The following is a 20,716-nucleotide window of genomic DNA, read 5'->3' as shown; positions in this document are numbered from 1 at the left end:
CCATGTTTGTGATAAAGGCAAAAATCAGGGTGTATTTAGGCGGACGTAAGACACCGTTTAGCTCAGGTTATGGACCGGTATTTAACTTTATTCCAGAGATGAAAAAGTCAGGCGTGATACACCTGATTTCTAGTGATAAATTATACCCAGGTCAAGAAGGAGAAGCAGAAATTACCTTTTTGAATAGAGAATTTCTAGGTGAGCATTTTAGCATAGGAACAAAATTCACTTTTGGTGAGGGGAGAGAGCCATTAGGCGAAGGAGAGGTACAGAAGATATTATCCTGAAATTAATTGAACTTTAATGCAGAGATTATATTTTAAGTCATGTATTGTTCCTCGTAGCGCGAATAAAATATTTACGTGCTCTGACATATGTTAAAAGATTGCCTATTGTGTAGACTCTAAGCATCGTTTCACGTCTGGGTACGGTATTTATAAAACTCTCATATTAATAAGTGCTTAAACTTAATTTCTTGTTTTGAGAAAAATGTATAATTCATTTTGGCTTGTTTTGCTAATTGCGACATCCTGCACTACTAAATTATCCGCCGTTTACATAAACCCTAATAAGCTCATGCAGGGTTATCACGGCGCAACCGCTCAGCATGAGACATTCCAAAGGAAAGCCAAAGTGTGGCAACAGCGTCTTGACTCATTGACCTCGGAACTTCAAGCACTCAATCTCACTTCTGTCGCCATTCGCAGTAGCAAAGAACAGCAACTTCTGCGTTACCGCGAAGCAGTTCAGCAACAGGCAGAGCAAGAGAATCAGCGCTTGACCAAAGCCGTACTAGCCGAGATAAATGCTTATATCAAACAGTACGGCAAAGCCAAAGGCTACACCTTCATCCTAGGCGCCACCGAAAGCGGCAACATCGTGTACGCCGCTGAGGGTACCGACATCACTAGCGACGTGCTGAAAGGATTGAATGAGCAATACGACCGTCAACATCCGGGTTCAATTGTCAAATGAGCCGGCACATTTTCACTTTCCTACCACATCCTAATTTCAGTGTGCTGTCATTTTTGGCGCTACTTACTACTGGATGTAATTCAGCACTTGAGCAGCCTCAGTATTTGGCCTACCTCAATGACTCCAAGCACGGGTTAACTCAAACGCAGGAAATAAACGGCGCCACGGTCACTTGCAGCTACCGCCCCACCGACTTATTGGTTAGCCAGGAGCTAGCCGGACAAGAGAACGAGGCAACAGCGCCCACGTTGGATGCTGTCCGTCGCACTTACCTCGGGAAGGTGTACTGCACCCTGGCGCTGTCGCGCGACGGCGCCGAAATTGAGAATGGAGTCATTCGCGACGAACTGGCCTTTGGGCAAGCCATTAGCTACCTGAGCAACGGCATTGCCCAAAACGTATTCCTACGGGGGGCCGGCCAGGCTGATTCGGTATCAGCTCTGGCGGCGACCTACCCTCGGCAATACGGAAATACGGGGCGTTCTACGGTGCTGCTCGTGTTTGCAGCTCCCAAACTGGATATCACCCGCGGGTTTACCATTTCCTACCGCGACACCCAGTTCAACTTAGGACCGATGCGATTTGCTTTTTCCGCAAACGACATACAAGACCTGCCCGCACTTCAGTTCTAAGCAGGCCACTGTCTTCCGCCTTTTCAAAGTCAACTAGTTCTCGCTCTTATGAAACAATCCTACTTATTGCTCGTGGGCGCGTTGGTAGCCACCAGCTGCGGTAAATCTGATAAAGAAGACCCCAAACCCACCCCGTCCTTCACGGGAACCATCAAACTGGCCGACGAATTCGGCGCCGCTCAAGCCAACCGCAGCGGGGTATTGGTAACCGTGACCGACGTTTCACCCCAAGTGACTACGCAAACCGCCGCGGATGGGACGTTTACCTTGAGTGGGGTGCCCGCCGGCAACCACCAGATTTCGTATACCAAAACGGGGTATGGCACCTATTGGTGGACGTATGTGCCGACAAGCGGTTCGGGCGGGGCGGTGTTGCCCGAAGTGACGTTGGGGCAAGTATCCACCTCGCTGGTAACGGTGCGAGTCACCAAGGTGGGGAATCAATTCCAAATAAATGGCACCGTCAGCCCGACGCCCACCACGTCCCAACCCCGGTATTACCGCATTTACCTGCAAAACTACGATTTGCCGGCACCTCCTCCCATTGCCAGTGCCTATGCGCTCACGCTAGGCGGGCCCACGCAGGCTGACGGAACGTTCACCGAGCTAGTTAGCCAAACGCAATTGTCCGACGCGGGCCTTACCAGCGCGCAAGGCGCCAACGTGCGGGTCCGGGCCACGGGCGACAATCCCGTTGCGACAACCTATGACGACGGCAGCTCCGGAAAGAAAGTGTATCCCGCGGCTAACCTATTGGCCAACACGCGGTCAGTCATCTTCAATTCCAAATAGTCTGCTTAGGCTGCTAAGCTCACCCCAAAACGCCTGACCCATATCTAAACTTCTACCGTTATGTTTTTCGGGAATCGCCCGCTGGTGCGGGGCATCGCCTGCTTCTTACTGCTCGAAACGTTGACGTCTTTGCTCGCGCCCAGCATTGGTTGGGCCATCATGGGTCCGGGCCAGCCGGAGTTCACCAGCTACGAAGCCAGCAGCTCACCGGACCTGGTTGACCTCACCACGGGCAATCTGACGTACAACATTCCCGTGTTGGATGTCCCCGGACCGGACCGCAGCTTTTCGCTGCCGCTAACGTATCGGGCCGGAATTGAATTAGAGCAAGAAGCCTCCTGGGTAGGACTGGGCTGGTCGTTGAACGCCGGCGCTATTGCACGGTCGTTAAACGGTTATCCGGACGATGCGTCGGGTGAGCTAAGCCAGCACACCTACAACCAGCAAATCACCCGCGGGTGGAACGGAGGGGTACCAGGGGTGCTGGAGCTTGGCTGGGATGCAAATACGGGCCACCATGGTTCCGCCAGTCTGATAGGACTTATTGGACTGGGGTGGAGTGGTGGAAACATAAGCTCTGGGGAATTAGTCGGCATTCATGCGGACAGCAAGGGCGTTAGTGTTGACCCGATAGCCATGGCCAGTGCTGCTGTAACTATCGCGACCCTAGGAGCGGCTAGCTCTGTCTCAGCTGTCGCCGCGGTGGCCGCCAAGCAGATTGGAACGGATGTAGTAAGTGCCGTGGCCACGTCCGTGCTACTTGGCAAAGCCAGCAGCACGGGGGGCGCACTGGGGGAACCTACTGTCAAAGAAAAGAAGGGATTCCTCCACACCAACTACTGGGTGTTCTATAACGACGAACGCAAAGAGTTCATGTACGGCTCGCTCTATTTTGACCGCATGAGCCAAAGCGTTAAAAACCAATCCCCCAGAGATAACCCGAGCCCGAACGTACACCAAGGTAGCCTGGCCACCGGTGGGACCCAATCACCAGAATTCGCTACCTCGGCCACCCGAAACGGCGGCGGCTCTTTCCAGTCATCCCCGGCCGCCGACTTGTATCAATACAACGCACCAGGTAGCGACCATTGGAGCAGCAACAAGAACCCTCTGAGCATCGCCCACGATGACTTCTCGGTGATGGGCGGCAGCGTGTCGGGCAACATCCGCCCGTATCGACTGGAAGTGGGCAGCCTGGCTTTTCCCTACAAGGGGCTGGAGAGACACAACAAGTTCGCGGCGGTGCCTTACTTGTCAGATTACAAAGTGCCGTTTCGCTACGAAAACAGCATTTCGAACGGCTACGACTACCACGAATTCACGCCGTCGGCGGCCACCACCTCGGAGCGCACGGGCGTGGTCGCCGTGGAACAACCCTACCCGTCCAAGGGCGTCCTCGTTCTAAAAGACCCCAAAACGTACGTGTACGGGGGCAACGCCCTCACCGACCGCACCGCCCCGGCCCGCAAAGGCATTGTAAACCAATTTTCCGCAAGCTCTGGCGTGCGAGAGCGCAAGTTCGTGCAAGGCAAAAACGTCCAGTGGTTCAGCAACGATGAGATTTTGAGTATGTACAGTGCCTCCCCTGATGGGCCGGGGGATGGCTCGTTTCTGGAGGCTAATCGGCCGACCCCGGCGTGGGTCGCTGGCGAGCCGGTCTTTACCGGCAATTATACCACCTGTCCGGACGTGCCCTATGACCCCTATTCCCAGGAGCCTGCCTGCCAGCCGGAGCCCATCTATGAGCCCGGACCCGACCAGCAACTCAATAACCCATGGCGCCTGACGCTGCCCGGCAAAGGGGTGGGCGCTTTTGCCGTTACGTCGGAAGACGGTACCACGTACCACTACTCCTTGCCGGTATACCACTACGTCCAATTCAGCCGCTCGCGCCAGTTGGTGGCCCCGGCCGGTGCTCAGACCGCGGGCGTGTCCACGCAAACCATGGGGTCGCGCACTCGCGAACGGGGAGGCTACGCTACCACGTGGCTGCTGACGGCGATTACGTCTTCGGACTACGTGGACCGGGGAGGGGAGCACGGCGGCGGCAACGGCACGGTGGACCCCAGTGACTGGGGCGGCTGGGTCCGCTTTGATTACGGCAAGTTTTCGAGCGCCTATAAATGGCGCCAACCCTACAGCGGCGAAAGCTATTCAGAGGACAGCTTTAACGACGTTTCCTTCGCTGAGGGAATTAAGGAAACCTACTACCTCAACTCCATCACCACGCGCACGCACACGGCCTTGTTTGTCAAAAGCCTTCGCAATGATGGCCGGGGGCATTTTCAAGCCACGGAGCCCTCGAATCTGGGCATTGACGAAACCCATCCCGCTTCCTCTCTGCGGTTGGATGAAATCGTCCTGCTCAACAACGACGACGCGGCCAAGCTGAAAACCGAGGACGGCGTCCGCCTCACTGGCGATTCGGGCCCGGTGATACCGGCTTTGTCCGTGAATACCGCCAACAACAACGCCAACCAGGACTGGAGGGAGCTTGGACGCTACGATTCCTACAAAGAAGTATTGGACCAGCACGACCTGAACGCGGATGGTCGCGTCCGCGCTTTTATCAACCAGCGCGCCCTTAAGCGAGTGGTTTTCAACTACAGTTACCGCTTGTGCAACTACGCCCCCAATTCGTTTGCGGCCACCTTTCCCGTTCCCTCGCTGGACGGCAACAATTTCATCTGCACCCGCACCGGTAAGTTGACCCTCGAAAGTCTCTCCACCTACGGCCCGGCCAATACCAAGCTGACCCCCGACTTCAAATTTGCATACGACCACAATCCCTGGTATGACAAAGCGTCTTGGGACGGGTTCGGCATGTACAAAAGCGGGGTTAGCCTAAACACCAACCAAGCCCCCAAAAAGAGCCATCAAGTCAGCGCGGACTTCGCCACGGCCACCCGAGATGCATCGGCTTGGTCCTTGACCGAAATAACCAATCCACTGGGTGGTAAAACGCGGTTTATGTATGAGCGGGACCAATACGCCAAAGTTTCAGAATATCCTTTGGAGCAAACCGCTAATCTGTCAAATACAGATGGCAGCAACATTTTTACGACCGACGTGCCTAATGCCGCGGATTACCTTCGGGTAGGCCAAACGCTGGTGGTGACGTACAGCTACGCTTACGAATGTACCTATCCCACTAATACTGATGACCGCGGGGAGCCGTGTTCCAATTGTACCACGACTTCTACCTCCACGTGCACAACTTCGGCAAACTTGACCATCACGGACATTAGCGGTAGCGTGGTGACGGTTGACCCGAGTAATATTCCGACGGGACCAGACCCGAGTTGCGGCCCTTCCCAGAACTTGCCTCCCGGTGCGACTTGTAGCGGCGTTGGTTTCATCAACGCTGGGGCTACCTTGTCAAGGCCTTTGAACAAAAACGGCGGAGACCTCCGGGTGGCCGCTATTGCTACGGTTGACGAGATGGGCCGGGCTAACCAGGTGCTGTACCGCTACACCACCTCCTTGCCCACCGGAGCAACCAGTAGCGGCGTTATCTCCAAGGAGCCCGTGTTTGTGGAACGCCAAGCCCGCCCTTTCGACAAATTGTTTGATTACCCAGGCACTTCCGTGCTCTACGGCAAAGTGACGGTGCTGCGGGGCGCTTTCCGGGCGAACGCGGCCACAGACTATGATGTGCGGGAGGAATACACCTTCCAGACTCCTTCCTCGACCATGATACAATCGAGCTCTCAAAACGGAGGAGGCGTGCTTGCGCAAAGTGAAGACTCCAAAGACCCTCACAATGATGATAAAAAAGGCTTCCGGGCTTTGGACACGTACAACAACGTGACCACCGTAAACCTTAGCTCCATCGGTCAGCCAATATCCATCAAGAAATTCAATCGACGGGGCGAACTAGAAGCCCAAACGGCCTTTGAATACAGCAACACCATTCCCAACCCGGACGGCATCGCGGGCCAGGGCGTTTACACGGAAGGCGCCATGACCCATGAACTGTTGGATAACGTTTACTACCGCGTCAACCGGTCCACCAAGAAGTACTTGCCCACGGTGCTGGTGGGCACCACAACGACGACTAACGGCATCAGTTCGCGGGCGCACAAAGACAAGTTTGATTTTTATACCGGCATGGTGGTCGAATCCTCGTTTCGCAATTACCTGAACGAGTTGTACCGGTCGAAGATTGTGCCGGCCTATACCCTGCCCAACTACGCGGCCATGGGCCCGGCCAGTGAAAATCTCAGCAACCGCAACATGCTGGGCCAAGAGGCCGCCTCATATACCTATAAGGTGCGTTCCAACGGCACCCAGGCGGTTGTCGCCGCCAACGTGCAAACGTGGAAAGACACCTGGGCTTCTTATCGGGGCTATAATGCCACCACCGACTCGTACACCGACCAAAGCGACGACCCTCGCCCCATCTGGCGCCTCCACGAGAGTTACGTCTGGTCCTCGCCGCGGCTAAACCCCGACGGGACCTACGCTGATGGAGACTTTACCCCCTTCGACTGGGCCCGCCTGCCGTTGAGCGGTCAGCCCAAGGGCTGGCTGAAAGCCGGGGAATTTACCCGGTACGACCATTACTCCAAACCCGTAGAATCAACGGACGTCAACGGCCAATACTCCTCCTCCAAACTGGGCTACAACCAAGCCCAACGCTTGGTAAACGCCGTGAATGCGCGGTACACCGAAGTGGCTTATTCAGGAGCCGAAGACCAAGTTGACCAAGGCAACGGCGTTGTTCACTTCAGCGGAGAAGTCCGCGACGGGGGACGGCGGTCGGCCCAATACCATCACACGGGGCTGTACAGCACCAAGCTGATGCCCCAAGAATTGGGCTTTACTTACAAGGCCCTGTTGGGCAGCGAGGTGCGCGGCGGACGGAAGTACCGGCTAAGCTGCTGGGTACACAGCAACGACGTCGGACAAGGCGCCCAGCTGTATGCCCAGGCGGACGGCGTCCAATTGGGGTACGCTTTCATCGGCTCTCCCACTACTAAGCAGGCTGGAGCGTGGCGTTTGCTGAATCTGCTGGTGGACGTGCCAGCCACGGGCACTCAGCTCACCTTTGGCTGCCGCAATACCGGTTCGCAACCCGTTTACGTGGATGACTTCCGGTTTCAGCCGGTGGAGGGTCCGGCCACTGCCTACGTCTACGACCCGCACACGGCCCAACTAACCCACGTGCTGGACAACGAGAATCTGTACACGCGCTTTGAATACGACGCCGCAGGCAAAATGATGCGGGCCTACAAGGAAGTGCTGACACCCATCGGGACCGGAAACCCGAGCGCAGAACGCATCGTCAAGGAATACGCGTATAATTACGCTCGCATGACCGAAGCCAATTGGTTGCCCACTGGCGTGACTTCATGGGTGCAAGGCACCGGCGGCCCCACCACGCAACGGCAGCGCGAAGAAAAAGACATCAACCCGCGCAGCGTGACATATAATACCGCAAGAATGGTGGCAGATGGTTTCTATCCCAACTGTGCTCCTAAACCTATTGTTTGTGAGTCACTCTACGACCCGCAAACTGGTCGAGTAGTGGTGATGCGAAGACGTTTAATGAACGGATGCGAAGAAGCCTTGGATTTGGGTTGGTCATGCATTGCCGAAAATTCCAACGGAATTGTGGTGTATAGGATAAAGCACGATTGGGTTTGGGACAGCACGAACGAGAAATTTGATACTGATTCCTTTTACAGCAGCGAGGGGTGTTCATCGTCACGTACCTCCAGTAGTCTTCACTTGCCATCAAAAACCGTCAAATGACCGAGCAGCGAACCTGTTTGCCATGCTGTTATATGGTTGGTTCGGCCTTGTCAATCAAGCTGTTCCAAGCCCTGTTGTCCGCAAAATGCGTTTTGAGCACTCAAATGGTAAGGAACGATTATCCAGAGTTGCTTTGAAACAATCAGCTTTGGTTATGAAGCGCTTGTACGCTATCGAAGGAGCGTTGGTGCCTTTGCAAGGCTGCCAATACGTCGGACCGTTTAAGGTAGGTGCGCCCGCCAAGCTTGTGATACGGGAGCAGACCCCTTTTCCAATCGTGTAGCGTTTGCAGGCAGATGTCTAGCATCTTCGCAGCTTCAGGTACCGACAGCACTTGTGCAGCTTCGAGACCGGGAGGGGGGCGACGCTGTGTACCCTTGGTGTATTTCGTAACGGACTAAGGCACGCAAGTCCTCGAGGAGCTGGGCATATGATACGCCCGTTGTAATAATGGTTTGCATGTGGTGATTGGGACAGATTGCATACGGTCTATGTCTCGGGGTGAGGCGGTCTAGGAATGCCGGGCAGAACGTATACTTCTTCTGTTACGACAGCCAAAAAGAGCGGGTCGTCGCCCGAGCAACGACGCAAATACAACGCGGTGTTTAAGGCCGAGGCCGTGCGCCTGGCTTCGGAAAGCCGGAGCACGCAAGCCGCCGCCCGCGCATTGGGTCATACCCGGTAGGGCATCAGTCCCAAGCGGCTCTCCCGCTGGCAGTAGGCCCGGGCGGTGGCCGAAGTCGGCAGCATGGAAGTGGCCCGCGACCCGGAGATTCGGGCCCTGCGCGCCGCCAACAAGCGGCTGGCGCAGGAACTGGGCATTTTAAAAAAGCCTTGGCCATCTTTGCCCAGCCGACCCCGTGAGCGTGTACCAGCACATTGCCCAGCGGGCCAGCAAGGCACCGGTGCGCCAGCGCTGCCACGTCCTTCAGGCCGCGCCCGGCGCGTACTATGCCTGGCACCCACCGGCAGCAGGGACAACCGGCTCCTGAACCGGGCTGGCAAGTCGCCGTGCGTGCGGCGTTTGCGCGCCACAGCCAGCGGTATGGCCCGCGGCGGCTGCGGGCCGTGGGCGCAGCCGCCGCGCTCGTTTGTGCCGCGCACTACCGGTTCCGACCTGCCCGTGCGCGCCGCCCCAACCGCTTGCTTGGCCAGCCGGCCCCCGCTGCCCCAATCGGATGTGGGTGGGTCGTGCCCGGTAGGGCGGCGTCACGTACTTGCCGCGCCAAGGTGGCGGCGGGCTCTACCTGGCCGTGTGGCTCGCCCGCTGCTCGCGCAAAATTGTGGGCTGGGACGTGCGCGATACCATGCCCGAGGACCTCGTGAGCGAGGCCCTGCGCCGCGCCTTGGCCGTGCGTCAGCCCCGGGCGGGGCTCATCGTGCACTCTGACCGGGGCAGCCAGTACACGGCCACCCGCTTTAAGCAACTGCTCCTCCGCTACGGGGCGCGGCAAAGCATGAGCCGGCGGGGCAACTGCTACGATAATGCCCACGCCAAACCCTTTTGGAGCCGCTTCAAAGCGGAATTGCTTGACGACGGCCACTTCCCCGGCCTGACCGAAGCCAGGCTCGACATTAGCCACCACATCGCCTACTACAACGCCGAACGCCGGCATTCCGCGCTCGGCTAGCAATCACCCAACCGTTACGAATCCCAAATCCAAACCACGTCCTTCTTCTGTCCGGCTTAGCTAGAACACCTCAGTGGCTTGGGCATCCAGGGCGTTCTGCGTTCGGTGTGCTGCTTTCACCTCGTTTCCTGGCCGGGTTATTCAGCACGTAAAGCCGCTGTAGAACCACCGGCAGCGTCAGCGCCACCTGGGCCCGCTACATGAGCACGTACTTGCTCACGAGCCCCAAAATATGGCAGGGCCTGGTCGGTGCCGACGGCCGGCTGACGCTCGAAGCCCACAATGAGTGCGCTCAGCGCCACTGCTTGGCTCCATGCTGTTGGCCCGCACCGCCCACCGTCCCCGTGGTGCTGTGAGCCGCGGAGATTTTGCCGGCTACGACCCCCTGCTCGCGCAGGTGCTGGGGCAGCAGGAGGAAAGAAAACGGGAGAACCCCAGGCATGGTGGGGGAGGGCGCAGCAACTTCGGGATGCCTCTGTTCGGCCGTCACGCCGTATTTTGCCCGCGGGCCTACTGGCCCGTGCGTGTTTTCCCTCTAACCTCTCTCGTCTAATGACCTCGCCTCACCTCTTCGTGCACCACGTCCTGTTTTATATGAAGGCAACCGCCAGCGACGCCGACCGGGCCCGCCTCGCGGCCGGGCTGGAGCGGATGCGGGCCATTCCCGCCATTCAGTGGGCGCACCTGGGCACGCCCGCCGCCACCGACCGGGCGGTCATCGACCGGGCCTACGCCTATTCCTGGCTGTGCGTTTTTGCCAGCGCGGCCGACGAGCAGGACTACCAGGAGCACCCCTTGCACGAGGCCTTTCGCCAAGAATGTGCGGACTGCTGGGAACAAGTTGTGATTTACGACGCCGTGGGGCCAGCAGCCTGACGGTATCGGAGTGGGGCGAGCACCGGCCGGTATGGACGTGACCGGCTCGCGGTTGGTGTTCTTCGAAGTGACGGCTGGTCCCCTTGGAGCAGTGCAGGTGGATGGGGCTCTTCGCGGCCGCAGAAAGCGAGCGCGGAGGTGGCTAGTGCACCGGGGCGCTTCCTCTTGGCCCCGTGCCGCAGGCCGTGGCGTCGGCTTTTACTAGTCAAAGCTTGTGGGCTGCTGGTTTGGTGTGGGCATAGATGACGACCTTGCCGCGGCTATCTTTTTCTTAATGCTGCAACTCACCAATTTTAGCAAGACTTACGGCGGGCGGGCGGTCCTGCGCATCGATTCTTTTGCCTTCGGCCCCGGCATGTACTGGGTGCAGGGGGCCAACGGTGCGGGCAAGAGCACGCTGCTTCAAGCCATTGCCGGCGTGACGCCTTTTGAGGGCGACATTCTGCTGGCGGAGCGGTTGAGCGTGAAGAAGCAGGCGGTGGCGTACCGCCGCTTGGTCAACTTCGCCGAAGCCGAGCCCCTGTTTCCCGAGTTTCTGACCGGCCGCGAGCTCATCAATTTGTTTCGAACGGCCAAGAATGGCCCGCCCCAGCAGGAGGACTTCTACCTGGAAAGCCTGCGCATGACGTCCTACGTGCACGAGCCGGTCGGCACCTACTCGAGTGGGATGCTCAAGAAGCTGTCGCTGGTGCTCGCTTTTCTCGGCCACCCGACTTGTATCGTGCTGGACGAGCCGCTGACCACCCTGGACGCCGAGGCCGTTCCGGTGCTGTGTTCGTGGATGGCCCACCAGCACGCCCAGCAAGGCACGAGCTTCCTGCTGTCGTCCCACCAGGCCTTGGCGGCGGAGGTGCTGCCGGCCCTGCAGCCGCTGCTCCTCGAACACGCCACCCTGCGCTACCCCGAATGAAAAACCCCCTGACGCGCGTCTTGCTCAAGGTCGTGGCCCGAGGCTTTTACCAGGAGCACACGGGCTGGCTGATTGCGTTGTTCCTGGTGGTGTTCGTCAACTTCTTCTGGACCCAAGTGCCCAACCAGAACCACCTGACCGAGCAGCAAATTGTCGAGAATGGTTTCCGGCTGGTGCTCCTGTCGGTGAGCGAGCCCCTCGGCGTGGCCGCGCTGCTCGGCGTTGGCTTGCTCTACAGCCTCAAAAGCTGGCACTACGTGGCGGGCCGGTTGAAAAGCGCCGACGTGCGGTTTCTCGCCTACAGCAGCACGGCCTTGCCGTGGCCCCGGCAGCTGGCGGCGTGGTCGGTGGTGCAAGGGGTTATCCTGTTGCCACCGGTGGTGCTGTGCCTATACGCCATGGTTGTCGGCTTGCTTTTTCACCACTGGCTGGTGCCCGCGCTCCTGCCGGTTTACCTGTTGCTGCTCACGGTGACGGGCGCGGGCTACTACACGCGCCTGCTCAACGACGCGGTGGGGAAGCCAGCCCAGCGAGCGGGCCTTTCCTGGGCGCGCAACTGGCCGAAGCCGCTCTTCAGCCTATTTTTATACGAAGTCATTGCAACGAAGCGCGTCACTTATCTGCTGACCAAGGTCGCGTCAGCGGCGAGCATTGCCTTGTTGCTGCTGGCCTTTTCGGACGCCCGCGCCGACGGCCGGTTAGCGGGCCTGCTGGCGCTTTGCTGCGCGGTTGGGCACGCCGTCCTGGTCTTTCTGGCCAGCGAGTTCGAGTTGGTGTACCTGCCCTTCGCGCGCAACCTGCCCTACGGGCGCGGGCAGGCGTACGGCCAGCAAGTGCTGTTGTACGCCGTGCTGTTGCTGCCCGAGCTGGCGTGGCTGCTGGCGGCGGGCGGGTTCCGCGCCGGCTGGCCGGCGGCCGGGTTGCTGCTGGGCGTCACGCTGCTGTTGCGCGCCGTACTGTACCGAACCGGCCAGCGCATGACCGTCTATCTGCGCATTGTCTGCGGCCTGTTTCTGTTCTTGCTCCTGGCCAACTTGTTTGCCCTGACGGGGCTGCTGGCCGTGGGCAGCGCCTTGGCGGCCGGGGTACTGCTCTACCGGTACCGCTAAGCGTCATTCGAGCGAAGACGCCAGTGGCCACACACGTACCCGCCGGCTGTTGCCGGGCCTACAGTTCTTCCGCTGGCCGCAGCCAGCTCATGGCCTTGCCTTCATCCTCAAACAAGGCAATATCAAAGGGGCGGGCCGGGTCGAGGGCGTAGGCCACTTCCCGTTGATGCCCCGGGTCGCTGACGTACTGTTGCATCATGTACGGCGAGCTCAGCACGGCCAGCCGCAGGCGCTGCGGGGCCATGTGTGCCACCGCCTTCGGGTAGAACACCTGGTTCACCCAGGCGCTGAGCTCGGCCGGCGCCTGGTTCCGCCGGCGCACGTCCAGCAGCCAGTCGCTCAGGTCGTGCGCCGCGGCTACTTCCAGCATTTGCCAGTACTCGGCTTTGACGACGTCCACGTCGGCCTCGGTGTGCCAGCGCACCACCAGGACGCGCAAGTCGGGACGAACGAAAAGGGTGCGGGAGACGAGCGTAATCGGGTCGGGCATGGCTTAAAGATAACGGCTGCTTGTCCTGCGTAGCCTCTGCCGCGGTGCCGAATCAGCAGCGCGTGGCGAGTGTGCATTTTTGCAATTGGGCCCAGTCGGGGCGGCTGCTTCCCCGCGCCGGGTTCCGAGCCGTTCGCCGGCCGCAGCGCCAGCCGTCTCACTTCCGTGCACATTGCCGCGCTCGGTGCATTGGGGTCCGTTCGGTCCTTATCCGTTGCCGCTGGCGGCCGCTGGTTGCGTCGGGGCCGTTGCCTCTTCGGCCGGCAGCACGGCCGCGGCCATCGCCTTGAGGTCGAGGTCGTGCACAAAGCCATCGCACACGGTGAGGACGCCGAAAAGGTACCGCTTCAGCATGGCAGGGTCTGGCTGCTCCCCGCGCAGCGCCGCCTGCACCAAGTGCAGAGATAAATCGGCTAGTACAAACCGTTTGCGCGTTTGAGGGTCGTGGGTCGCCACCGCCGCGGACTCCGCCAGGGCGTGGGCCTGCCGGACGAGGTCTAGAATAGCGTCTTGCATGCTCGAATGGATGGGGAAGAAATTGAGGAATGGCGCCGTGCATTGGCGCCGGCGGGTGGCAAAGCTAGTGCCTGTTCGCCGCCGGTGGGGCAGCCGCCGCAGGGGAGGCCACTGCCTCGCTGTGGCGCGCTTGCCGCAGGCGCTGAGAGGTATAAAGCGCCGCGTCCCTTAGAAGTTGTATGAATTAAAAAACGGTCATGCTCATCTGGCGTCCGCGCAGCCGAAGCATCTCGTCTGTGGTGGTAAACCAATCGGTAGGTTTAGTGACCCAAGCAAGATGCTTCGGCTGCGCGGACGCTAGATGAGCATGACCGTTTTGGTTGGCTTTCAGCTAACTCAAACAGCTTCTTAGCCCGCCGGCTCCGTCCCGAAATGCCTGTTCACCAACTCCTGCGGCTTTTCCTTCCGGTGCTTTTTCACGCCATACCTCTACACGCGCCCGGCCCTTGGCCTCTCCCGGACAGTCGCCCACCGCGCCTCAACCAGCCGCTGAAAACGTCACCAGCCTTTGCTGCAGCTGCTCGTTGTGCCTGGTCTGACCAGGCCGCGTGATGAACTAGTACGGTTGAAAAAGCAATTGCCGGCCGGGCCTGTTTAGCTACTTGCAGCTGCACGAAGCCGCTGCGAAAACCACTAATCGCCTTTTGAAATGAACATTGGAATCATTGGGGCCGGCAACATTGGCAGCGCCCTCGCCGTCCGCCTTACCAGCCTGGGCCATACGGTCTACATTGCCAACTCCCGCGGCCCGGAAACCCTACAGGACCTGGCCCAAAAAACCGGCGCCACGCCCGTCACGCCCCAGGAAGCGGCCCGCCACGGCGACATCATCGTGGTGACCATTCCGCTGAAAAACATCCCCGACCTGCCCAAAGACTTGTTCGAAGGAGTGCCCGCCGACGTGCCGGTTATTGACACCAGCAATTACTACCCCCAGCTGCGCGACGGCCAAATTCCTGAGCTCGAAAGCGGCGCCCTGGCCGAGAGCGAATGGGTGCAGCAGCACTTGGGCCGCCCGGTGGTGAAGGTGTTCAACAACATCTACGCCGACCATTTGGAGAAAGCCGGCAAGCCCGCGGGCGCCCCCGGCCGCTTTGGCCTGCCCGTGGCCGGCGACGATGCCGCGGCCAAGCAAAAAGTAATGGCGCTGGTAGAAGAGCTCGGGTTCGATGCCGTGGACAACGGCACCCTGCGCGAGTCGTGGCGGCAACAGCCCGGCACGCCGGCCTACGGCGCCGACCTGCCGCCTGCCCAGCTCCAACAGCAGCTCGCCAGCCTGGGCACCGTGCGCACCGCGGAGCAGCACCAGCAGTTCGCCGCCAACCACGCCGAGCAGGAAAAGGCCATCATCAAGCAGTACGGGTCACAAAAAGCCGACAACTAGGGGCAGTTGTGGCGTAAACAGTAGCTGAAAAAGGAGCATGCGCCGCGCCGCATACTCCCTCTTTCGAGCAGGAGCTGAAACAACACGGGCGGACCAGCTGGTCCGCCCGTGTTGTTTCAGCTCCTGCTGGGGATGTTTAGCGCTGGGCCACGCCGTCGACCTTCGTAATGGTAGTGAAGGTGAGGGCGAAATTGTCGTCGATGGCCTTGTCGCCGCGGCTGTTGAAGAACGATTTCGAGCGGTGGCGGATGTCGTATTTCGTGCGGTCGATGGTAGCGGTGCCGCTGGCGGCGCAGCGGCGGGGGTGAAAGGAGCTTTGTTAAGCGTGCAAAAAAGAAGGTGAGCCAACGAGTTGCCTGACGCGCGGCCTATGCAAAAGCCCTGTCGCCCCCGGACTCGAATCAGCCGAAACGCTGATGGCGTTACTGCTGGCCGTACGCCTTCACCGTTTGGCGAGAGGTGCCCAGGCCGTCGATGCCCAGCTCCACCACGTCGCCGGGCTTGAGGTACACGGGCGGCTTCATGCCGAGGCCTACCCCGGCGGGCGTGCCCGTCGAGATGATGTCGCCGGGCAGCAGGGTCATGAATTGGCTGAGGTAGGAAATCAGGAAGGGAATCTTGAAAATGAGGTTGGCCGTGGTGCCGTCCTGCATCAGTTGGCCATTCACCGTGAGCCAGAGGCGCAGGTTGTCGACGTCCCCGATTTCGTCGGGCGTGGCCAAGAAGGGGCCCACCGGCGCGAAGGTATCGCAGCCCTTACCTTTGTCCCAGGTGCCGCTGCGCTCCAGCTGAAACTCGCGCTCCGACACGTCGTTGTGCAGGGCATAGCCGGCAATGTAGCCGGCGGCTTCGTGCTCTTCGACGTAGGACGCGCGCTTGCCGATGACCACCGCCAGCTCCACTTCCCAGTCGGTTTTGACGGAGTTTTTGGGAATCACCAAGTCGTCGTTGGGGCCCACGTAGGCCGTGGTCGCCTTCAGGAACAGCACCGGCTCGGGTGGGGGCGTGGCCCCGGTTTCGCGGGCGTGGTCGGCGTAGTTCAGGCCGATGCAGAGCAGCTTCGACGGGCGTGCCACGGGCGGCCCCAGCCGCTCCGCCGCGTCGAGTTGCGGCAGCTGGCCTTCGTGCGCTTGCAGGAACCGGGCGAAGCGCACGAGGCCATCCGTCGCAAAAAATGCCTCGTTGTAGTCCTCGCCAAAAGCGGAGGCGTCGTAGCGCTGGTCGTGGAGGATGACGCCGGGTTTTTCCAAGCCGGGCTGGCCGAAGCGAATGAGTTTCATGAGAGAAATGGAAGGTTGGGGCGTTGGGAACAATGCGGCGGCAAGGTCAGCACGAAGTGACCGATTTCTAGGCGTTTCGTTTGGGGAAGCCGGAACCGGTGGTCGCACTTGGTTGCGAAACTGGTTTTGTTCGAACACAAATGCAGGACCATTGCGGCCATTGACAGCGGTTTTGGCATCGATGTACACCGGCTCTGGTCCGACGCCCTAGGCGTCCGACCGGTCGTTGGTTGGACGAAATCGGTCGGTTATTCGGTTATATCGGGCGCGCTACAACCGGTCGGACGCTTAGGGCGTCGGACCGGAGCCGGTGTACTGTCTCCGAGATTGTTCTGCGGGAGAAGCCCTAGCCACGCCGCCGATGGCTCAGCTGCCAGCGACTCGCTCAACCTCCAGGAAACCGGGGATGTCTACCCGCGCCGGCAACTCGCCGGTGCGCGCAAAGTCGGCCCACAGGTGGCGAATCTGCCGGCCGGCTTCGTGCACTTCTTCCCACGGCGCCTGGCCCAGCAAGGGCGCAAAAGCCCAGCTGGCCCGCGTGCCCAACAGCAGCGGCAAATCGATGGTGTGGGCCGCGCCGAAGTCGCTGCCCGGGGGCTGGTACAACACCCTGAACTGGTAGGCGCGGCCACCGGCCCGGGCGTGCCGCTCGGCAAAAGCCGCCGTGCCTTGCCAGTACACCAGCCGCGAGCTCACGGCCACCAGCGCCCGCGACAGGCGCCGGCCGAGCAGGGGCAGGCGGCCGACCCAGCGAAATCTGGGGTCCAGGACGGCGAAAAAACGGGTTTCTTCGGCGGTGGCGCCAATGAGCACGTCTATGCTCGGGGCCACGGCTTCCCAGGCCTTTGCCGCGTCGGCCTCGGCCGGCAGCGGGTGGGCGCCGTATTGCGTGCCGAACGGCATGCCGCCTTTCAGCCCAAACCGGCGCCCGGCTTTGGTCGCGGCGCTTTCGCGGGCCAGCACCTCGGCCACGGGCAGCTCCGGGCCGAGGGGGCCCCGGGCGGCGGCCATGGCCCGGTACATGGCGTGGCGGTTGCGGGCCAGGCCCAGCGGGGCGCTGTGCATGATGACGCGCCGAAACAAGCCCGGCGCGCCTTCGGCCACCATGAGGTGGGCAATGGCGTCGGCCCCCGACGAATGCCCTAACAACGTCACCAGGGCCGGGTTACCGCCGAAGCCCGCAACGTTGCGCTGCACCCAGCGCAGGGCCGCCAGCAAGTCGAGCAAGCCCAGGTTGGGCGGCGTGCCGCCGTCGTGGCCCAGAAAGCCCAGCAGCCCCAGCCGGTACGTCACTGCCACAAACACCACCCGCTGCTCCGCGACCAGGGCGGCCGGGTCGTACACGGCCAGGTCGCCGGCCCCCGTCACGTAGGAGCCGCCGTGCACCCACACCAGCACGGGCAGTTGCTCATCGGGGCGCCACTCGGCCGGGCGGGTCACCGAGAGCCGCAGGCAGTCTTCGTCGAAGGCGAGGCCGGCAAACAGGCTGCCCAGCGCGGGCGCCAGCAGCGGGTCGGGCAGCTGAGGGCAGGCAGGGGCGGGGGCGGTGGCCAGCACCGGCGCATCGGCGTCGGGCTCGGCCACCGGGGGCTGAAAACGCACCGCCCGGGCATACCGGATGCCCGTGGCCCGCACCACGGGGCCATCTTGCCGCCCGCTGAAGGTGCCGGCCGGGGTCTGGAACTGGGGCGGACTAGGAGGCATGTGGTGGGGAGAAGAGGAGCGCAACAACATGCAGCGCCGCCGGGGGGCTGGCCGCCGGCCGGGACGCGGGCTGATTCCGGCAAAGGCGTTTCAAAATCAAAACCGCAGCACGTAGTATTGGCACAGAAAGGATTGGCCGAACTCGTGAATGGTTTTCTGGTACGTGGGCTCGAAGCCGTACCGTTCGTAGAGGCGCATGAGGGCCGGCCGGGTGGCGTCGGTTTCGAGCTGCAGCTCCCGGATGCCGCGCCGCCGGCACTCGGCTTGGCAAAAGTCCAGCAGCGGTTGGAAAAGGTTCTGGCCGGCAAATGCCCGCCGGATGGCCACCTTGTGAATAAATCCCGCCGTGTGGGCCGGCACGTCGCCGAAGTACAGCGGGTCCTGCCATTGCAGCGTGAAGGTGGCGGCGGGCACCGCCGTAGGGACGGGCTCGGCGCGCGTGGCGACGTAGGAAGTGGCTGCTTCGGGCCCCTCGGGCTGCACGTAGAGCACGTAGGCGTGGTCGCGGGTGTGCTCGTCGAACAGGTTGTCGGCCGTGAGGGTGTCGGGGTTCCACAGGGGTTCGCCGCGGTCCACCAGCCACTGGGCCACCTCGCGCACGATGCCCAGAAACTGCTCGGGCTGGTTGTTGTGAAAGCTAAACGTCATGCCGCTAAAAAAGCAGAAAAAAGCGGAAGAAAGCAGCCCGGAAAGACTGCCGGCTACTGCGCCAGCACGATGCTCAGGGCCTGGAGGCGCCGCTGCACCGGCCGCAGCACCGCAAAGGGCACGGGCACCGCCTGGCCGAAAAGCTTGAGCAGCTCACGCACCCGCCGCTGCAACTCGTGCAGGTCGCGGCTCAGCCGGCCCGCCACGCTGGCCCACAGGTCGGGGCCCAGCTCGGGGGTGGCCCGGCACAGGTGGCGGACGGCCAGCCCGAGGCTGGCCACCTGGGCAATGGCTTCGAGGGCGCCTTCTTCGGCGGGGGAGAAGGGCCGGGACGTCGGCCCCATCAGGCACAGCACGCCAATGCAGTTGCGGTCGGGCATGCGCAGCGGGGCGGCGGCGTAAAAGGCCGCGCCGTCGGCCAGGGCCGCCCGAATGGCCGGGGCGTCGACGCCGTCTTGGGCCGCCGCGGCCAGGTTTTCATAGGCCACGGCGTGGGGGAAGAGAATGGCCGTCGAGCACAGCGCGTGGGCCCGGGGCACGGGCGGCAGGTGGGCGGCTCCGTGCAGGGCGGGGAAGCATACCTCGTGTTCGTCGACGATGGCCATAAAAGCCAGGGGCTGGTTGAAGAGCTGGGCCGCCAGCTTTACTAATTCGTGAAACACGTCGTCGAGCGGGGCGCCCAGCACGTCGTAGTGTCGCAACGTCTGGAGGCGTTCGGCTTCGTCGGGAGGGAGCAAGGAAGCGGGCGTATTCATGGGACTGAAGGGACCAAACAAAGCAATTAATGAGGGTATCAAGAAGCGAGCTGGACCTTACTCTTACGCAAGGTTCAGCTCGATGGCCGCCGTTTGCCCGCACTCCGGCCGAAACCAGGGGCCTTTCCAGGCCATGCGGGACCGTGTCGGGCCGGGCTAAACCGCTTGCACAAGCGCCCAGCCAAGGCGCAAAGTTCGGCCATGGCTTCATCTGTTTAGCTGAGCTTACGTATGCAGGGCGTTGCCTTTTCCTGCCCTCCTTCCATGCCCACCCGAGCCGCCGGCCCCGCCGCTTCTTCTACGCAGCCGACCCCGGCAGTGCCGCCGGCCACCGAGGAAGAACTATTGGTGCACCGCCTGCTGGCCCGCGACGAGCGCGCCCTGCAGCTGCTCAGCGAGCGGTACGGCCACAACTTGCTGACGGTCATCCTGCGGCTGGTGCGGGACCGGGAGCTGGCCGAAGACGTGCTGCAGGAAGGCCTGCTGCGGGTGTGGATGAGCATCGGCAGCTACGACGCCACCCGGGGCGGGCTTTTCACGTGGATGGTGCGCGTGTGCTGCAACCGCGCCATCGACGTGCTGCGCAGCCCGCGGCATCGGTTTCATCGCCACAACAAGCCGCTCGATTCGCCCGGCGTCAGTCAGGCGCCTGCGTCGGTCACGTTCAACCCCGAGCACATTGGCCTGCGCGAGCTCACGCGCATGCTGCAGCCCCGGCAGCGGCAGGTAATTGAGCTGCTGTACTTTGGCGGCTGCACGCAGGCCGAAGCGGCCAAGCAGCTGGGCATCCCGTTGCCCACGTTGAAAACCCGCGCCCGGGCGGGCCTGCGGGTGCTGGCGCAGCTGACCCGCGAAGGCCAAGGCCAACCGCCAACCGCAGCTCCCCAGCCAAGGCCCTGAGCTGCCCACTCCACGCCGCTAATTCGACTTTGGTATGCCGGCGCGTCGATGCTGCCTTGAGCCACTGAAGCCGTCCAGAGAGCCGGCTCCGCCCGGTCCGACGCCCTAGGCGTCCGACCGGTTGTCGGTCCACGGCCGTCGCAGTATCGTGCTTGCGGCAACCGGTCGGACGCCTAGGGCGTCCGACCGGCAAACGACATCCTTTTAAACAGCTGCATCAGTTGCACATGCACTAAAAAGCCGTTGGAGCTGATTGCAGGCCTTGGTAAAACGAGGGAGAGGTGCCTACTTGCGTCTCGTCGTTCGCTTTGCAGCCTTTCGGTTGAACCACTGCACTAGCGGCTCCAGCGGCAAGAC

21 protein-coding genes are annotated in these 20,716 nt (G+C 61.3%); 12 read left to right on the top strand and 9 right to left on the bottom strand.

The window, feature by feature from the left end:
- Positions 1-2 precede the first annotated feature (2 nt).
- The 5 genes from VF629_RS06300 (at position 3) to VF629_RS06280 (ending at position 8,156) form a co-directional block, all read left to right on the top strand.
- Positions 3-287 carry a hypothetical protein gene (locus VF629_RS06300; protein WP_331057608.1) on the top strand — a complete coding sequence of 95 codons (285 nt, stop codon included), beginning with the start codon at positions 3-5 and terminating at the stop codon, positions 285-287.
- A gap of 202 nt (positions 288-489) precedes the next feature.
- Positions 490-975, top strand: coding sequence for an OmpH family outer membrane protein (locus VF629_RS06295; protein ID WP_331057607.1), 486 nt, complete (start codon positions 490-492; stop codon positions 973-975).
- Between the two features lie 104 nt (positions 976-1,079).
- Positions 1,080-1,607, top strand: a complete 528-nt coding sequence (locus tag VF629_RS06290) for a hypothetical protein (RefSeq protein WP_331057606.1) — start codon at positions 1,080-1,082, stop codon at positions 1,605-1,607.
- Between the two features lie 48 nt (positions 1,608-1,655).
- Entirely contained in the window at positions 1,656-2,399 is a 744-nt protein-coding gene (locus VF629_RS06285) for a carboxypeptidase-like regulatory domain-containing protein (protein WP_331057605.1), read from the top strand.
- 60 nt (positions 2,400-2,459) lie between these two features.
- Positions 2,460-8,156 carry a hypothetical protein gene (locus tag VF629_RS06280; protein WP_331057604.1) on the top strand — a complete coding sequence of 1,899 codons (5,697 nt, stop codon included), beginning with the start codon at positions 2,460-2,462 and terminating at the stop codon, positions 8,154-8,156.
- A gap of 142 nt (positions 8,157-8,298) precedes the next feature.
- On the opposite strand, the gene VF629_RS25775 is transcribed toward VF629_RS06280, so the two are convergent.
- Positions 8,299-8,490, bottom strand: coding sequence for a helix-turn-helix domain-containing protein (locus tag VF629_RS25775; RefSeq protein WP_414653852.1), 192 nt, complete (start codon positions 8,488-8,490; stop codon positions 8,299-8,301).
- A 338-nt stretch (positions 8,491-8,828) separates the two neighbouring features.
- Entirely contained in the window at positions 8,829-8,978 is a 150-nt protein-coding gene (locus tag VF629_RS06275; protein ID WP_331057603.1) for a hypothetical protein, read from the bottom strand.
- Positions 8,979-9,016: 38 nt separating this feature from the next.
- On the opposite strand from VF629_RS06275, the gene VF629_RS06270 reads away from it, so the two are divergent.
- Together VF629_RS06270 and VF629_RS06265 are read left to right on the top strand one after the other, a co-directional pair.
- Positions 9,017-9,148 (top strand): hypothetical protein, encoded by a 132-nt coding sequence (locus tag VF629_RS06270; protein ID WP_331057602.1) that lies wholly within the window; start codon positions 9,017-9,019, stop codon positions 9,146-9,148.
- Between the two features lie 225 nt (positions 9,149-9,373).
- A complete protein-coding gene (locus VF629_RS06265) occupies positions 9,374-9,787 on the top strand; it encodes a DDE-type integrase/transposase/recombinase (protein WP_331057601.1) in 414 nt (137 codons plus the stop codon).
- Between the two features lie 292 nt (positions 9,788-10,079).
- On the opposite strand, the gene VF629_RS06260 is transcribed toward VF629_RS06265, so the two are convergent.
- A complete protein-coding gene (locus VF629_RS06260) occupies positions 10,080-10,229 on the bottom strand; it encodes a hypothetical protein (protein ID WP_331057600.1) in 150 nt (49 codons plus the stop codon).
- Positions 10,230-10,339: 110 nt separating this feature from the next.
- Here VF629_RS06260 and VF629_RS06255 point away from each other — a divergent pair, with 110 nt between their 5' ends.
- The 3 genes from VF629_RS06255 to VF629_RS06245 all read left to right on the top strand — a co-directional run bounded on the left by VF629_RS06255 (position 10,340) and on the right by VF629_RS06245 (position 12,682).
- A complete protein-coding gene (locus tag VF629_RS06255; protein WP_331057599.1) occupies positions 10,340-10,663 on the top strand; it encodes a Dabb family protein in 324 nt (107 codons plus the stop codon).
- Positions 10,664-10,937: 274 nt separating this feature from the next.
- Positions 10,938-11,573, top strand: coding sequence for an ABC transporter ATP-binding protein (locus tag VF629_RS06250; RefSeq protein ID WP_331057598.1), 636 nt, complete (start codon positions 10,938-10,940; stop codon positions 11,571-11,573).
- The gene (locus VF629_RS06245) at positions 11,570-12,682 is read left to right on the top strand and encodes a hypothetical protein (RefSeq protein WP_331057597.1); all 1,113 of its coding nucleotides are present in this window, start codon (positions 11,570-11,572) and stop codon (positions 12,680-12,682) included. The genes VF629_RS06250 and VF629_RS06245 overlap by 4 nt, the downstream gene beginning before the upstream one ends.
- A 58-nt stretch (positions 12,683-12,740) precedes the next feature.
- On the opposite strand, the gene VF629_RS06240 is transcribed toward VF629_RS06245, so the two are convergent.
- Entirely contained in the window at positions 12,741-13,172 is a 432-nt protein-coding gene (locus VF629_RS06240; protein WP_331057596.1) for a hypothetical protein, read from the bottom strand.
- 207 nt (positions 13,173-13,379) lie between these two features.
- Positions 13,380-13,688, bottom strand: coding sequence for a hypothetical protein (locus tag VF629_RS06235; RefSeq protein ID WP_331057595.1), 309 nt, complete (start codon positions 13,686-13,688; stop codon positions 13,380-13,382).
- Between the two features lie 649 nt (positions 13,689-14,337).
- Between VF629_RS06235 and VF629_RS06230 the strand changes: the two genes are divergently transcribed.
- Positions 14,338-15,072: an NADPH-dependent F420 reductase gene (locus VF629_RS06230; RefSeq protein WP_331057594.1), complete on the top strand. Its 735-nt coding sequence runs from the start codon at positions 14,338-14,340 to the stop codon at positions 15,070-15,072.
- A 422-nt stretch (positions 15,073-15,494) separates the two neighbouring features.
- Here the strand turns inward: VF629_RS06230 and VF629_RS06225 are convergent, their stop codons facing one another.
- The 4 genes from VF629_RS06225 to VF629_RS06210 form a co-directional block, all read right to left on the bottom strand.
- Positions 15,495-16,352: a fumarylacetoacetate hydrolase family protein gene (locus VF629_RS06225; protein ID WP_331057593.1), complete on the bottom strand. Its 858-nt coding sequence runs from the start codon at positions 16,350-16,352 to the stop codon at positions 15,495-15,497.
- Positions 16,353-16,718: 366 nt separating this feature from the next.
- Positions 16,719-18,056 carry a carboxylesterase family protein gene (locus tag VF629_RS06220; RefSeq protein WP_331057592.1) on the bottom strand — a complete coding sequence of 446 codons (1,338 nt, stop codon included), beginning with the start codon at positions 18,054-18,056 and terminating at the stop codon, positions 16,719-16,721.
- Between the two features lie 96 nt (positions 18,057-18,152).
- Complete coding sequence (locus VF629_RS06215; RefSeq protein WP_331057591.1) at positions 18,153-18,704, bottom strand: GNAT family N-acetyltransferase; 552 nt, start codon at positions 18,702-18,704, stop codon at positions 18,153-18,155.
- Positions 18,705-18,757: 53 nt separating this feature from the next.
- Positions 18,758-19,459, bottom strand: coding sequence for a GAF domain-containing protein (locus VF629_RS06210; RefSeq protein WP_331057590.1), 702 nt, complete (start codon positions 19,457-19,459; stop codon positions 18,758-18,760).
- Positions 19,460-19,723: 264 nt separating this feature from the next.
- On the opposite strand from VF629_RS06210, the gene VF629_RS06205 reads away from it, so the two are divergent.
- Positions 19,724-20,359 (top strand): RNA polymerase sigma factor, encoded by a 636-nt coding sequence (locus VF629_RS06205; RefSeq protein WP_331057589.1) that lies wholly within the window; start codon positions 19,724-19,726, stop codon positions 20,357-20,359.
- Positions 20,360-20,716 lie beyond the last annotated feature (357 nt).

This window comes from Hymenobacter sp. (assembly GCF_036388155.1).
Classification (GTDB): domain Bacteria; phylum Bacteroidota; class Bacteroidia; order Cytophagales; family Hymenobacteraceae; genus Hymenobacter.
Note: the sequence above shows the minus strand (reverse complement) of the source record. Positions and strands in the feature narration are given on the sequence as shown.